Source organism: Mesorhizobium sp. M0317, assembly GCF_040321555.1.
Classification (GTDB): domain Bacteria; phylum Pseudomonadota; class Alphaproteobacteria; order Rhizobiales; family Rhizobiaceae; genus Mesorhizobium.
Map to the genome: position 1 here is coordinate 18,945 of NZ_JAMYRV010000004.1, position 15,102 is coordinate 34,046.

The 15,102-nt window shown below is 64.3% G+C and carries 13 protein-coding genes; 8 read left to right on the forward strand and 5 right to left on the reverse strand.

Features of this window, described 5'->3' with window-relative positions; all coding sequences use genetic code 11:
* The first annotated feature begins 17 nt into the window (after positions 1-17).
* From copM to NKI88_RS05440, 3 genes are all read left to right on the forward strand, one after another.
* A complete protein-coding gene (copM, locus tag NKI88_RS05430) occupies positions 18-401 on the forward strand; it encodes a CopM family metallochaperone (RefSeq protein ID WP_352654104.1) in 384 nt (127 codons plus the stop codon).
* Between the two features lie 92 nt (positions 402-493).
* Positions 494-1,339 carry an aldo/keto reductase gene (locus NKI88_RS05435; RefSeq protein ID WP_352654106.1) on the forward strand — a complete coding sequence of 282 codons (846 nt, stop codon included), beginning with the start codon at positions 494-496 and terminating at the stop codon, positions 1,337-1,339.
* A gap of 52 nt (positions 1,340-1,391) precedes the next feature.
* Positions 1,392-2,150: an MBL fold metallo-hydrolase gene (locus NKI88_RS05440; protein WP_352654108.1), complete on the forward strand. Its 759-nt coding sequence runs from the start codon at positions 1,392-1,394 to the stop codon at positions 2,148-2,150.
* 4 nt (positions 2,151-2,154) lie between these two features.
* Here the strand turns inward: NKI88_RS05440 and NKI88_RS05445 are convergent, their stop codons facing one another.
* From NKI88_RS05445 to mutS, 3 genes are all read right to left on the reverse strand, one after another.
* Positions 2,155-2,709: a TetR/AcrR family transcriptional regulator gene (locus NKI88_RS05445; protein ID WP_352654110.1), complete on the reverse strand. Its 555-nt coding sequence runs from the start codon at positions 2,707-2,709 to the stop codon at positions 2,155-2,157.
* A 67-nt stretch (positions 2,710-2,776) separates the two neighbouring features.
* The gene (locus NKI88_RS05450; protein WP_352654112.1) at positions 2,777-3,241 is read right to left on the reverse strand and encodes a nuclear transport factor 2 family protein; all 465 of its coding nucleotides are present in this window, start codon (positions 3,239-3,241) and stop codon (positions 2,777-2,779) included.
* A gap of 73 nt (positions 3,242-3,314) precedes the next feature.
* Positions 3,315-6,044 (reverse strand): DNA mismatch repair protein MutS, encoded by a 2,730-nt coding sequence (mutS, locus tag NKI88_RS05455; RefSeq protein WP_352654114.1) that lies wholly within the window; start codon positions 6,042-6,044, stop codon positions 3,315-3,317.
* A 165-nt stretch (positions 6,045-6,209) separates the two neighbouring features.
* On the opposite strand from mutS, the gene NKI88_RS05460 reads away from it, so the two are divergent.
* The 3 genes from NKI88_RS05460 (at position 6,210) to NKI88_RS05470 (ending at position 11,010) form a co-directional block, all read left to right on the forward strand.
* Complete coding sequence (locus tag NKI88_RS05460; RefSeq protein ID WP_031206325.1) at positions 6,210-7,391, forward strand: glycosyltransferase family protein; 1,182 nt, start codon at positions 6,210-6,212, stop codon at positions 7,389-7,391.
* A 141-nt stretch (positions 7,392-7,532) separates the two neighbouring features.
* Entirely contained in the window at positions 7,533-9,812 is a 2,280-nt protein-coding gene (locus NKI88_RS05465; RefSeq protein ID WP_023672870.1) for an NADP-dependent malic enzyme, read from the forward strand.
* Between the two features lie 124 nt (positions 9,813-9,936).
* Positions 9,937-11,010 (forward strand): GGDEF domain-containing protein, encoded by a 1,074-nt coding sequence (locus NKI88_RS05470; protein WP_031206324.1) that lies wholly within the window; start codon positions 9,937-9,939, stop codon positions 11,008-11,010.
* Positions 11,011-11,081: 71 nt separating this feature from the next.
* On the opposite strand, the gene NKI88_RS05475 is transcribed toward NKI88_RS05470, so the two are convergent.
* A complete protein-coding gene (locus NKI88_RS05475; RefSeq protein ID WP_352518562.1) occupies positions 11,082-12,074 on the reverse strand; it encodes an adenosine kinase in 993 nt (330 codons plus the stop codon).
* Between the two features lie 215 nt (positions 12,075-12,289).
* On the opposite strand from NKI88_RS05475, the gene NKI88_RS05480 reads away from it, so the two are divergent.
* Positions 12,290-13,192 carry a DMT family transporter gene (locus tag NKI88_RS05480; RefSeq protein ID WP_023672873.1) on the forward strand — a complete coding sequence of 301 codons (903 nt, stop codon included), beginning with the start codon at positions 12,290-12,292 and terminating at the stop codon, positions 13,190-13,192.
* Between the two features lie 198 nt (positions 13,193-13,390).
* Positions 13,391-14,092, forward strand: a complete 702-nt coding sequence (locus tag NKI88_RS05485; protein WP_023672874.1) for a sulfate transporter family protein — start codon at positions 13,391-13,393, stop codon at positions 14,090-14,092.
* 5 nt (positions 14,093-14,097) lie between these two features.
* Here NKI88_RS05485 and NKI88_RS05490 read toward each other — a convergent pair whose 3' ends face one another.
* Positions 14,098-15,096 (reverse strand): proline racemase family protein, encoded by a 999-nt coding sequence (locus NKI88_RS05490; RefSeq protein ID WP_352518561.1) that lies wholly within the window; start codon positions 15,094-15,096, stop codon positions 14,098-14,100.
* Positions 15,097-15,102 lie beyond the last annotated feature (6 nt).

Below are 15,102 nucleotides of genomic sequence, written 5' to 3' on the forward strand. Positions count from 1 at the left end.
TCAACAGGAGATCATGGATGACCTTGGCTAAGAAAATCGTGCTTTTGATGATGGCGGCGGGAATGCTGCTTGCCGTTTTCCTCGAAAGCGTCCCGGCGCAATCCGAAGAGATGAAACACGACATGGGCGCGATGGGCGCGCAAGGTCCTTCGACCGACGGCTACAAGGCGGCGATGGACAAGATGCACACCGACATGATGATCGAATATTCCGGCAATGCCGATGTCGATTTCGTGCGCGGCATGATCCCGCATCATCGGGGCGCGATCGACATGGCCAAGGTGGAACTCGCCAATGGCAAGGATCCCGAAATCCGCAAGCTGGCCGAAGATGTCATCGCCGCGCAGGAAGTCGAGATCGCCAAGATGCAGGCCTGGCTCGCCGCCCATCCGGCGAAGTAAGGCAGCAACGGCCATGCCGGAGAGATCCATTCTGGATTTCTCTCCGTGGTTGTGATGCCATTCACATCGATTACACGGCGCCAGGAGCCCACATGCCATCGACGATAAGAGCCACCACGCTGCCTTCGGGCGAGGCCGTCCAGGTGTTGGGACAGGGCACATGGAAGATGGGCGAAGATTCCCGCCGCCGCGCCGGGGAGGTCAATGCCCTGAAGCTCGGGCTGGACCTCGGCATGACGTTGATCGACACCGCTGAAATGTATGCCAGCGGCGGCGCCGAGGAGGTGGTGGCGGAAGCCATTGCCGGGCGCCGCGACGAACTCTTTCTTGTCTCCAAGGTATTGCCGTCCAATGCCTCGCGCACCGGCGTGGCGCGGGCCTGCGAAAACAGCTTGAAGCGCCTGCGCACCGACCGCATCGATCTCTATCTCCTGCATTGGCCGGGCAGTGTGCCTCTAGGCGAAACGGTCGACGCTTTCGAGGCGTTGAAGAAGGCCGGCAAGATCCGTCACTGGGGCGTCAGCAATTTCGGCACCGACGAAATGGAGGAACTGACCGGTCTGTCGTCTGGCGATCATGTCCAGACCAACCAGGTACTCTACAATCTGTCGCGGCGCGGCCCCGAATTCGATCTCGCGCCATGGAGCCGGCAGCGCGGCATCCCGCTGATGGCCTATTCGCCGGTCGAGCAGGGCGCGCTGGCGCGCAATTCCAGGCTGGAAACCATCGCCGCCCGCCACAACGCCACGGCAGCACAGATCGCGCTTGCCTGGGTGATGGCGCAGCCCGGTGTCATCGCCATCCCGAAGGCGAGTAGCCAGGAGCATGTCCGCCAGAATTTTGCCGCGCTCGACATCGAGCTGACGGCCGAAGACCTCGCCGAACTCGACCGCGCCTTTCCACCGCCGACGCGCAAGCGCGGGCTGGAGATGATCTAGATTGGAACGGGTTTCGACCGGGTATCATCATACGGCGTATAGAGTCGGAGCCATGACGGTCACGTCGCTGCGCGACGGTTACGTCGACATGCCAATCAGGCGGCTGCGCCAGCCCGGAGACCGGACATTCGGTGACAACCTGCCCTCGCATGTACCGCTCGTCGACGGTGCGCTCAGGCTGTCGGTCAACGCCTTCGCCATCGATGACGGCGACGACGTCACGCTGATCGACACAGGGGCTTCGAACGCCTGGCACCCGACAATGGGGCACCTGCCCGAGGCGCTGCGCGAGGCGAAGATCGCCACCGACCGGATTCGGACTGTTGCTTTCACCCACACCCATCTCGACCATATACACGGGCTCATCCTTGCCGATGGTGGCGACGGCTTCCCGCAGCTCTCTCGCCTGCTTGTCCCGCGCGCTGAGCTCGGCATGTTTCGCGACGTGGCGAGGCTGGAACGCTTCCACGATCGCGCCCAGCCTCTCGATGCTGGACAGCGCGTCAGCGCTGACATCGATACGATCGGCTCCGCTGGCCATGAAGCCGGCCACACTTGCTTTCGCGTTGTGAGCGCAGGCGAAACACTGTTGATCTGGGGCGACATCGTACATGTGCCGTCGCTTCAATTCGATCGACCCGAGATCACGTGGGAATTCGACGCAGACCAGCAGCAGGCGAGGGCAAGCCGGTTGCAAATGCTGGCGCTTGCGGCCAACAACGACTGCTACGTCGCCGGCGCGCATCTTGATTCGCCCGGCGTCGGCCGGGTTTTTCGAACCGAGACGGCTTTCCGCTTCGAGCCCTTGTAGCACTCTAGCCGAGCGCCGCCCGCGCCCGTCGCAACGCGCGCGAAAACACTGCGGTGTCGTCGAAGGCGCGCGCCAGCGTGAGCGCGCCCAGGATGGCGCCGACCGTCTCTGCGGCTATTTCATCCGCCTTGGCTGGGTCGTGTCCGGCCCGCGTCAGCGCTTCGGCAAGATGCGCCACCCAGCGGCCGAAATAGCTTCTGATCGCGATGGCGAAGAGGTCGCGGGATTCGTCCAGCGCGAAGGCGCCGATCAGGCACACCCGGCGCCCCGACCGGAAATAGCTCTCGGTCGCTTCGAACATCCGATTGATGCCCGTACGAGGGTCGGCCCTGTCCTGCAACGGCTTGAAGACATTCTCCTCGAACCAGCCATCTATATGGGCGATGACAGCCGCCGCCATCTCTTCCTTGCCGCCGGGGAAGAAGTGGTAAAGGCTGCCTTTGCCTAAGCCGGTCGCCGCGCCGATCAGCGCCAGGCTTGCCCCTTCATAGCCGTGCTCGCGAAAGACCTCGCCGATGATGGAGAGCAGATCGGCACGATCGGGCGCGATCCTGCGCATGCGCTTAGTCTTCCCGCTTGAGCATGATCTTTGCCGAAAACCGCGACACAGTTCGAGGGATCATGCCCTAGAGTCCAAGTTCCGTCAGGCCGGGATGGTCGTCCGGCCGGCGGCCGAGCGGCCAGTGATATTTGCGCTCACCCTCAGCGATCGGCAGGTCGTTGATGCTGGCGACGCGCCGACGCATCAGCCCGGCCGCCTCGAACTCCCAATTTTCGTTGCCGTAAGAGCGGAACCAGTGGCCGCTGTCGTCGCGCCATTCATAGGCAAAGCGCACCGCGATGCGGTTGTCGTTCCAGGTCCAGACCTCCTTGATCAGGCGGTAGTCGAGCTCGCGAGCCCATTTGCGCGTGAGGAAGGAGACGATCTCATTTCTGCCCGAGACGAACTCGGCGCGGTTGCGCCAGGTGCTGTCCTGCGTATAGGCGAGCGAAACCCGTTCGGGATCGCGGCTGTTCCAGGCGTCTTCGGCCATGCGCGCCTTCTGCGCGGCGGTCTCGGCGGTGAAGGGCGGCAGCGGCGGACGGCTCATGTCATTCTCCCATCGGCAAAGGCGATGGCGAGCATTGTACCAATCGGTACAATTGGTCAAGGCTGAAATCGGATTAGGTTTTCCCCGCCAGCCCCTTCAGGCGGTAGAGCGCTTCCAGCGCCTCGCGCGGCGTCATCTCGTCTGGATTGATCTCGCCCAGGGCTACGCCCAGTGCGTCGCTCTCCGCAGGCTTTGCCGCTTCCCGCTTCATTGCCACCGAAAACAGCGGCAGATCGTCGACCAGCCGGTTGGCCTTGCCGGAGACATCGCCTTCCTCGAGCTGATGCAGCACCTCTTTAGCGCGGCCGACCACCGCTTCCGGCAGACCGGCAAGGCGAGCGACCTGGACGCCATAGGAGCGATCGGCGGCACCCTTGCCGACCTCGTGCAGGAAGACCACGTCGCCTTCCCACTCCTTAACCCGCATCGTGACATTGTGCAGTCGCGGAAGCTTGCCGGAGAGTGCCGTCATTTCGTGGAAATGAGTGGCGAAGATCGCCCGGCAGCGGTTCTTCTCGTGCAGATACTCGACTGCCGCCCAGGCGATCGACAGGCCATCGAAAGTGGCGGTGCCGCGGCCGATTTCGTCGAGGATCACCAGCGCCCGCTCACCGGCCTGGTTGAGGATCGCCGCCGTCTCGACCATCTCGACCATAAAGGTGGAGCGGCCACGCGCCAGATCGTCCGAGGCGCCGACGCGCGAGAACAACCGGTCGACGACGCCGATATGGGCCGATGTCGCCGGCACGAAGGAACCGGTTTGGGCGAGGATGGCGATCAGTGCGTTTTGCCGCAGGAAGGTCGACTTACCGCCCATATTCGGACCGGTGAGCAGCCAGATCGCGCCGGCCTTGGCCCCGTCTTGCGGCGACAGATCGCAATCATTGGCGACGAACGGCCCTTCGCCCGAGCGCCGCAGCGCCTGTTCCACCACCGGATGGCGTCCGCCCGAGATATCGAAGGCGAGGCTGGAATCGACCAGCGGCCGGCACCAGGCTTCACTCTCCGACAACAGCGCGAGCGCCGCCGACACGTCAAGTACGGCAAGCGCATCGGCGCCGGCGCGAATTTTTTGCGCCTCGGCGACCGCCTCTGTCCTCAGCGTGTCGAAAGCGGCAAGCTCGATGCTCAGCGCCCGGTCGGCGGCATTGGCGATTTTGGTCTCGAGTTCGGCAAGTTCGGTCGTGGTGAAACGCATGGCGTTGGCCATGGTCTGGCGGTGGATGAAGCGCGCCTTGGCGCCGTCGATTCCGGTCATGATCGAATGGTGGTTGGCGGTCACCTCGATGTAATAGCCCAGCACATTGTTGTGGCGGATTTTCAGCGAGCGGATGCCGGTCTCCTCGATCAGCGAGCGCTCCAGTCCGGCGATCACCTTGCGCGATTCGTCGCGCAGCGCCCGCATTTCGTCGAGCTCGGCATGGTAGCCGCCGCGCACGAAGCCGCCGTCGCGCCTGAGCAGCGGCAGTTCCTCGCCAAGAGCCTGGGCCAGATGCTTGGCCAGCGCACGCGGCAGCGCCTTTATCGCGGCAAGTGCCTCCGTCAATTCATGGGGCAGCGCTGTTGCGGCGAAGATTTCGGCAATGGCGCCCGCCGCTTCAAAGCCGGCACGCAGCGCGCCGAGGTCGCGCGGGCCGCCGCGGTTGAGTGCCAGCCGCGACAGTGCCCGCGGCATGTCGGCGACGCTCTTAAGACTTGACCGCACCGACTGGCAAAGCTTTGTCTCCCCACGGAAGAACGATACCGAATCGAGCCTGGCGCCGATCGCCGCCGGATGGGTCAGCGGCGCCATCAGCCGGTCGGCGAGCAGCCTGGCGCCGCCGCCGGTGACCGTGCGGTCTATAGCCTTGAACAGCGAGCCATCGCGGCTGCCCGACAGCGTGCGCAACAGTTCCAGATTGCCGCGTGTCGCAGGATCGATGAACAGCGTCGAGCCCTGCTCCTCGCGTTCGGGACGCGACAAAGGCGGCCGCTCGGCCTTCTGCGTCTTTTCGACATAGGCGATGGCGCCCGAGATCGCCGACAATTCGGCGCGCGAGAAGGCACCGAAACTGTCCGGCGTCGCCACTTCGAAGAAGCGCGCGATCCGCCCCGCTGCCGAAGCCGAATCGAAAAGCGACGGCGGCTGCGGGCTGGCGACGCGGCCGATGACGTCGAACACCGGCTTCAGCTCGGGATCGTAAAACACCGGCTCGGCGACGATCAGCTCGCGCGGGTCGACGCGGAAGACATCGGCCAGCAGGCGGTCGGCCGTGGTTTCGGCGACGCGGAAGACGCCGGTCGAGATCTCGATCCAGGCCAGGGCGAAGGCGTCACCGCTGTTGCCGCCCTTCACCCGCCCTAGCGCCATCAGGAAGCTCGATTCCGACGGCGCCAGCAATTTATCCTCGGTGATGGTGCCTGGCGTCACCAGGCGCACCACGTCACGGCGTACGACCGATTTGCCGCCGCGCTTCCTGGCTTCCGCCGGGTCCTCGATCTGCTCGCAGACGGCAACGCGAAAACCTTGGCCGATCAGCTTTTGCAGATAGTCGTCGGCCGCATGCACCGGCACGCCGCACATCGGAATGTCGTTACCCTGGTGCTTGCCGCGCTTGGTCAGGACGATGCCCAACGCCTTGCTCGCCTTTTCGGCGTCGTCGAAGAACAGCTCGTAAAAATCGCCCATGCGGTAGAACAGCAGAGAATCCGGGTTCGCCGCCTTGATCTCGATATATTGCTCCATCATCGGCGTGACGCTGCCGACGGGCGCAGGCGGTGTCACCTCGGGGGCGTCGGTTTCTGCTGAAGTGTGCATGTTCATGCCCGCACGCTAGCAGATGTGGGTGCGGGGTTTAATGCCGGCGGCCCGAAAAGCAGGGGACGACCGGCCTCGACGGCGGCTTGTGCTCCCTCTACGCCGGGTGAAGCCGTTGGTTGCTTCGGGCGCCAACCAGACCCTATGATCGCCATGGCGGGGATAAGCGGCATGGATCAGGACAAACAGGAGGCGTTCGAAGAGCTGGTCGGTCCGGCTGGATCGGCGCTTGAGCGCCTGCTGCTGTTGGCGGCGCGGCGCGTCCACCGCACCAAAGGCAAGCTCAGGGGGACACTGCGCAAGCGCGTCCCCTTCCTCCTGCCGACACGCGGGCCGCTGTCCGATGTCGATGGCGGCATCGACATGTCGCTGCATGTGCTCAGCCGCGACCCGCTGGTGCTCTATGTCCCGATTGGCGGGTCGCGGCCGCTCTATCCGCTGGCAGCGCTCGGCCGGCGCCTGGCGGCGCGCCGCGTCACCTTCCTGACGATGCAGACCTGGACCATGGAGCGGCCGGCTGTCATCGCCCGGATGGGCCGCGATCTCGCCTGGTATGCCGGCCGGTTTCCGCTGCACGAAATCATCTTCCTGTGCAACACCGAGGAAGAGCGCCGTCTCATCGCAGCTGCGGGCGGCAATGCCATCTTCTCCAACCACAATCTGATGGTGTCGGAGGATATATTCCGGCCGCTGCCGGACGTGCCGGTCGAATTCGACGCGGTCTACAATGGCCGCATCTCGCCGATCAAACGCCATCACCTGGCCTTCGACATAGAGCGGCTGGCCCACATCACCTATTCGATCGGCGAATTGCCGCCGGTTGCCGCCCGCGCCTTTGTTCGGCGACTGCAGGCGCGTTCGCCGCTCCACCAGATCGCCAATCCGCTCGTCGACGGCTGGCCGGGCAAGCTGACGGCGCAACAGGTCAACCACGTCTACAACCAGGCCGCCGTCGGGCTGTGCCTGTCGGCCGTGGAAGGAGCGATGTACTCCTCGATGGAATATCTGATGGCCGGCCTGCCGATCGTCAGTACGCCGAGCCTTGGCGGTCGCGACGTCTATTTCGATCCGGATTATTGCATCGTCGCCGATCCGGAACCGGCTGCCATTCGCCGCGCCGTCGAGACGCTGCGAGATCGTGCCATACCGCGTCAGCACATCCGCCGCCGCACGCTGGAGAAGGTTCACGCCCAGCGCATCGAACTCATGGCGTTCCTGACTGCATTGCTGCGGCGCAAGGGAAGCCGTGCGCCACCCATCGAGACGTGGCCTTTCCCCGGCACAGACGGCATGATGCGGCGGGGAACGGTGTGCGAAATCGCTGCCTTCGTCAGCGAGCCAGAGCCGACGTGACGCCGTTCGACTTCGGGAGATTCGCTGCGGCGTGAAGATCGCTTGGCGATTTACAGCGGTGGCGTGTAGCCTTGATCCAGAAGTTTCAAAAACACGCACCCGTCTCAAGGGGGCGACACCGGCGAGGAAATCAAAAGCATCATGGCCAAGAAAACCGAAAATAGCGGCCCCTCCGTCAGCGCCGAGGAGGCGCTGGAATTCCACGCCATGGGCCGCCCCGGCAAGCTGGAGATCGTCGCCACCAAGCCGATGGCGACGCAGCGCGATCTGAGCCTCGCCTATTCGCCGGGTGTCGCGGTTCCTGTGCTGGCCATTGCCGAAGACCCCAGCCGCGCTTTCGACTACACGACGCGCGGCAACATGGTCGCCGTCATCTCCAACGGCACCGCCATTCTCGGTCTCGGCAATCTCGGCGCGCTGGCCTCCAAGCCGGTGATGGAAGGCAAGGCGGTGCTGTTCAAGCGCTTCGCCGATGTCGATTCCATCGATCTCGAGGTCGACACCGAGGATGCCGACGAGTTCATCAATTGCGTGCGCTTTCTCGGCCCGTCCTTCGGCGGCATCAACCTGGAAGACATCAAGGCGCCGGAATGCTTCATCATCGAGCAGCGCCTGCGCGAACTGATGGACATCCCGGTCTTCCATGACGACCAGCACGGCACCGCCATCATCTCGGCCGCCGGGCTGATCAACGCGCTGGAGATCACCGGCCGCGACATGAAGACCACGAAAATGGTCTGCAACGGCGCCGGTGCGGCCGGCATCGCCTGCATCGAACTGATGAAGGCGATGGGGTTTGCCCCCGAGAACATCATCCTGTGCGACACCAAGGGTGTCGTCTACCAGGGCCGCACCGAAGGCATGAACCAGTGGAAGTCGGCGCATGCGGTCAAGACCGCCACGCGCAGCCTGGCCGAGGCGCTGGATGGCGCCGACGTCTTCCTCGGCCTGTCGGCCAAGGGCGCATTGACCACCAGGATGGTGCAATCGATGGCCAAGAACCCGATCATCTTCGCCATGGCCAATCCCGACCCGGAGATCACGCCGGAGGAAGTGGCCGAAATCCGCACCGACGCCATCATGGCCACCGGGCGTTCCGACTACCCCAACCAGGTCAACAATGTGCTGGGCTTCCCCTACATCTTCCGCGGTGCGCTGGATGTCAGGGCCACCACCATCAATGACGACATGAAGATCGCCGCAGCGAGAGCGCTGGCCGACCTGGCGCGCAAGGACGTGCCCGACGATGTCGCCGCCGCCTATCAGGGCAACCGGCCGAAATTCGGCCCCAATTACATCATCCCGGTGCCGTTCGATCCGCGCCTGATCTCGGCCATCCCGCTCGCTGTGGCCAAGGCGGCGATGGAGTCGGGCGTCGCCCGCAAGCCGATCCTCGACCTCGACCGCTACGCGCAGGAGCTGTCGGCCCGCCGCGACCCGATCGCCTCGACCTTGCAGCGCATCTACGACCGCGTCCGCCGCCAGCCCAAGCGCATCGTCTTTGCCGAGGGCGAGGAAGAACAGGTGATGCGCGCCGCCGTCTCCTATGTGAACCAGAAGCTCGGCACCGCGATCCTGCTCGGCCGCGACGATGTCATCAAGGAAAACGCCAGGCACGCCGGCATCGACCTCAACAAGCAAGGCATCGAGATCATCAATGCCAGGCTGTCGCGCCGCAACGGCATCTATACCGATTATCTCTACGAGCGCATGCAGCGCAAAGGCTTCCTGTTCCGCGACTGCCAGCGGCTGATCAACAATGACCGCAACCATTTCGCCGCCTGCATGGTGGCGCTGGGCGATGCCGACGGCATCGTCACCGGCGTCACCCGCAACTATTCCACGGCGCTCGACGATATCCGCCGCGTCATCGACGCCAAGCCCGGCCACCGCGTCATCGGCGTCTCGATCGTGCTCGCCAGGGGCAAGACCGTGCTCGTCGCCGACACCGCCGTGCACGACATGCCCAATGCCGAACAGATCGCCGACATCGCCGAGGAGGCCGCGGGCTTCGCCCGCCGCATGGGCTATGAGCCGCGGCTCGCCATGCTTGCCTATTCGACCTTCGGCCACCCGCAGGGCGAACGTTCCGAGCGGGTCCAGGAAGCGGTGCGTATCCTGGACAAACGCCGGGTCGATTTCGAATATGACGGCGAAATGGCCGCCGACGTCGCGCTCAATGCCCGCGCCATGGCGCAATATCCGTTCATCCGGCTGACCGGCCCGGCCAATGTGCTGATCATGCCGGCGTTCCACTCGGCCTCGATCTCGACCAAGATGCTGCAGGAACTCGGCGGCTCCACCGTCATCGGCCCGCTGCTGGTCGGCTTGAACAAACCGGTCCAGATCGTCTCGCTCAACGCCAAGGATTCGGACATCGTCAACATGGCTGCGATCGCGGCCTATAGCGCGGGAGCCTGATTGGCGGCAAAATCGCCAACCCATAAGAGATTGATAATATTCGGCTGCTATAGGGAACGTTCTCGCCCCCTATGGCCTTATGGCATTGGCGGCGCGCTCAGACCGCCAAAACGGGGGTGCGGCCATGAAGCATGACACGGCATCTGTGGTCGGCCAGGGGGTCTATCACGACGAGCGCCTGGATGCGCTGCTGAGCATCACCGGCCGCATGGACGGTTATCTCTACCGTTGCCGCAACGATGCGTCCTACACCATGCTCTACATCAGCGACGGCATTTTCACCGTCAGCGGTTATCGGCCGAGCGACTTCATTCAAAATGCCGTGCGCGACTATGTCTCGGCCATCCACCCGGATGATCTCGCTGCCGTCTATGCCGCCGTCGATACCGCGCTCGAGGCGCGCTGCAACTGGAACGTCGACTACCGCATCGTGCCACAGGTCGGCGAGCCGCTCTGGGTGCGCGAGATCGGAGGCGGGGTCTGGGATGGTGCCGGCGAACTCGAATTCCTCGAAGGTTTCGTCGTCGACATCAGCGACCGTAAGGTAGTCGAGGATCTCAATGCCGAACTGCTGCTCGAACTCAAGGCCGCCAATGAGGAACTCTCCGTACAAAAGCGCGAGATCGAGCTGGCCAAGCAGCAGAGCGATCATTCGGCCAACCACGATGCATTGACCGGCCTGCCCAACCGGCGCGCCTTTCACAACGAGCTGAGGTCGGTGATCGACCGCTGCGACAGCACCGGCCAGGCGGCCGGCCTGCTGTTCATCGACCTCGATAGGTTCAAGAAGGTCAACGACACGCTCGGCCACGAGGCCGGCGACGCGCTGCTGCAGGAGGTGGCGGGTCAGCTTCGCACCATCCTGCGCAGCGCTGATTTCGTGGCGCGGCTCGGTGGAGACGAGTTCGCATTCCTGTTTTCAGGAGAGGCTAGCCGGGCCCGACAGAAGGCCGTGGGCGTCGCCGAACGTATCCTGGAAAAGCTGCGGATCAAGGTGCCGACGCCGAATGGAGCCATCCATGTTGGTTGCACCGTTGGCGTCGCCATCTACCCGGCGGAAGCGTCCGATTCGGAGGCGCTGATAACGCTCGCCGACCGACTGATGTACATCGGCAAAAAGAGCGGCCGCAACCGGCTGGTCACCGCCGGGGCTTTGGAACCCGGGCCTACGTCCGACGACCTTCGCCGCACCGCCTGAGCGGAGCGCCGGACAGCCTCAACCGGCGGGCACCCCTCATCTGGCTCGGCGCTGCGCGCCGAAAGACGGCCCTACAGCAGGCCCGCCAGTTGGGCCGCGCTGCGCAGGTTTTGCCGCGGCCGCGGCCCAAGCTGCTGGATCACCAGCCCGGCGGCCAGCGAGCCGAGATCGCCGCAATCCTTCAGGCTGCGCCCGCTCGTATAGCCATAGAGGAAACCGGCAGCGTAGAGGTCGCCGGCGCCGGTGGTGTCGACCAGCTCGCGGATCGTCGTCGCCTGGATGGTGACGGTCTCCTCGCCACGCACGATCACCGAGCCTTTTTCGGAGCGGGTGACGGCGGCAATCTTGCAGTCCTTGCGGATAGCCGCCAGCGCCTCGTCGAAGGATTTTGTCTGGTAGAGCGACTTGATCTCGTGACTGTTGGCAAAGACAATGTCGACGGTGCCCGAGCGCATCAGCTCGAGGAACTCGTCGCGGTAGCGGTCGACGCAGAACGAATCCGACAACGTCATCGACACTTCGCGGCCGGCGGCATGCGCCAGCTTCGCCGTCTGCCGGATCGCCTCCTTGGCGCGCGGCGGATCCCACAGATAGCCCTCGAAATAGGTCACCTTGGCGCCCGACGCCTTGTCGGCCTCGACGTCTTCCGGCCCGAGTTCGATGCAGGCGCCGAGATAGGTGTTCATCGAGCGCTCGCCGTCGGGGGTGACGAAGATCATCGAGCGCGCCGTCGGCGGCTGGCCCTCGAGCGGCCGGGTGTCGAAGGCGACGCCCTGGGCATGGATGTCATGGGCGTAGATTTCGCCGAGCGGATCGTTCGACACCTTGCCGAAGAAGGCGGCGCGGCCGCCGAAGCTGGCAATGCCCGCCGCCGTATTGCCGGCGCTGCCGCCGGAGGCCTCGATCGCCGGCCCCATGCGGCTGTAGAGGAGCTCGGCGCGCTTGGTGTCGATGAGGTTCATCGCACCCTTGATGATGCCGTTGGTCTCGAGAAAAGCGTCGTCGCACTGGGCGATGATGTCGACAATGGCATTGCCGATGCAAAGCACGTCATAATCCGGCATCAATGTCTCCGCCCTGGAACCTGCCGGCTTTCTGCCGCGCCCGGGCGGGTCTACAGCATCACCCCGAAAAATGGCAACCGATTTCCATCCTTTGCCGGCCCAAGCCGGCGCGCGCGCCTGGGACGAGGCTCCATCACAGTTCGACCGTGGCCGAAGCATCTGACCGCCGGGTCGCCTACAAGCTTGGCGTCAAATCAAGCGCTGGAAGCACCCGCATGCAAGCAAAGACCGACATGACCACCGAACTGGCGCTGCTTGGCGTGCTGGCCGCCCTGTGGGGCGCGTCCTATACCTTCATCAAGATCGGTGTCGAGACGATCCCGCCGATATCCTTCATCGCTGCCCGCACCTTGATTGCCGGCGCCATCCTGCTCGCGCTGATCCGCTGGCGCGGCCTCGCCATGCCCAAGGACAGCGCGACCTTGTGGCGGTTCATGGTCCAGGCCTGCCTCAACAGCGTCGTGCCGTTCACGCTGATCGCCGCCGCCGAGCGCTCCATCGACGCCGGTCTGGCCACCATTCTCAACGCGACCTCGCCGATCTTCACCTTCCTGCTGACCGCGCTTATCACCCGCCATGAATCCGTGACCGCACGCAAGCTGTTCGGTGTCGGTGCCGGCATCGCCGGCATTTGCCTGATCGTCGGCACCCAGGCGCTTGGCGGGCTCGGCCATCAATTGTGGGCGCAGCTTGCCGTCATTGCCGCCACGGTCTGCTATGCCGGCGCCGCCATTTTCGGCCGCAGCTTTAGGGGACTCGACCCGATGCTGCCGGCCGCCGGCTCGATGCTGTGCGGCGCGGTCATCCTCGTCCCCTTGAGCCTGGCCTTCGACCGCCCGTGGACGCTGTCGCCTTCAATGGCGTCGATACTGGCCTTGTTGGCATTGTCGGTGTTCTCCACGGCGCTGGCCTTCTGCATCTTTTTCCGCCTCATCCACACGCTTGGTTCGGTCGGCACGACGTCGCAGGCCTATCTGCGCGTGCCGATCGGCGTCGGCATCGGCGTCCTGTTCCTCGGTGAAAGCCTTGGGCCGACAGCTTTCTGGGGCATGGGCTGCGTCGTCGCCGGCGTTGCGGCAATGACCATCCCCGCCCGCTCCCGGGCGCTGGCGCGCTAGATCGTGATGAGATTTGGTTGAAATCTCATCATGATCTAGCCCTTTGTTGGAGCATGATCTTTTCCAAAAACCGGTACCCACTTTTTGGGATCATGCTCTAGTTCCCGTCCGGAATTGCGCCTGCTCCAGCAGGCTTGCGGCTGACAGGGTCTCCGCCTATGTCGGAGATATCCGTTTGTTCCTGGGGGTGGAAACGCCGTGATCTCCAACGCTGCCCGCGCCGCCTTCAGCCGGCTGTTTTCTCCCGAATTCCGCGCGGTTTTCCTGAAGACGCTGGGCTTGACCGTCCTGGCGCTGGTCGCCTTGTGGTTCGTCTTGACCGGGCTTGTCGATTGGCTGGCCCTGCCATGGGTTCACTCCTTGCTGCCTGGCCTGCCGTCCTGGGCCGGATGGCTGAGCGGCATCATCGCTGCCATCGCGCTTGCCTTCGGGATGGCGCTGCTGATCGCGCCGGTGACGGCAATCGTGGCGGGCCTGTTTCTCGACGACATCGCCGAAGTGGTCGAGCGCACCGACTATCCGGCCGATCCCGTCGGACGCGCCATGCCGGCGCTGCGCTCGCTCGTGTTGTCGGTGAAATTCTTCGGCGTCGTCATCCTGGGCAACATCGTCGCCTTGCTCCTTCTGTTGGTTCCAGGCGTCAACATCGCCGCCTTCTTCATCGTCAACGGCTATCTGCTCGGACGTGAATTCTTCGAATTCGCCGCCATGCGCTTCCGCCCGGAAGATGAGGCGAGGGCGTTGCGCCGGAAATATGCCGGCACCGTCTTTCTGGCCGGGCTGCTCATCGCTGCCTTCCTCGCCGTGCCCCTGCTCAACCTGCTGACGCCGCTCTTTGCCGCCGCCATGATGGTGCATCTGCACAAGGCGGTCGGCGCGCGGGAGAGCGCCGGGCGATAGGCCTATCAACGCAGAAGAAAACCGCGTCCCAATTCGTCATCCGGCTCGACGGTGAATTCCGCCCGGCCCGAATAGTAGGCGCGGCCGCCGACGCGGGCGATGATCGCATCATGCGGGCCGGCCATGGTCGTGCGCGCCACCGCTCCGGAAAAGCGCGAGCCGGCGATGCTTTCGAAGGACCGCTCCTGACCAGGGTTGATTTCACCCTTGGCATGCATTGCCGCCAGCCGCGCGGTGACGCCGGAGCCGGTCGGCGAGCGGTCGACCTCGGCATCGGCAAAGACGCAGATGTTTTTCGTTGCCTCGCTGGAGAACGCATCTCGTCCATCGGTGAGGATGGTGCCGTAGAGGAAAGCGAGATCGGCATGGTCGGGATGCGATAGAGGGAACTCCGCCTTCAGCCGCTCGGTCAGCGCGGTTGCCGCGTCGACGAAATCGCGCACCCGGCTGCGGCCGAACTCCAGGCCGAATTGATGGCAGTCGGCCAGCGCGTAGAAGGCGCCGCCATAGGCGATGTCGAACGCAATCTTGCCGTATCCCGCCAATTCGATTTGTTGGTCATGGGCAAACAGAAAGGCCGGCACGCTTTCGAACGACACGGATCCCGCTTTGCCGTCCTTGACCTCCACCGAAGCGACGACCATGCCGCACGGCGCCTCGATGTTGACCATGGTGATTGGCTCCTGTTTCGCCACCAGTCCTTCGTCGACGGCGTAGCGGCCAAGCGCGATGATGGCGTGGCCGCACATGGTGGAATAACCCTCATTGTGCATGAACAGCACGGCCAGGTCGGCGCCGGGCAGGTCGGGCTCCACCAGCAGCGCGCCATACATGTCGTAGTGGCCGCGCGGCTCGAAGATCAGCAGCTTGCGCAAATGGTCGAGGTGGTCGCGCACATAGGCGCGCTTTTCCAGGATCGTGCCTTTGGGAATGTCTGGATAGCCGTCCGTGACGATCCTGACCGGCTCACCGCCGGTGTGCATGTCGACGACGGTGAGCGTCATGCGCCG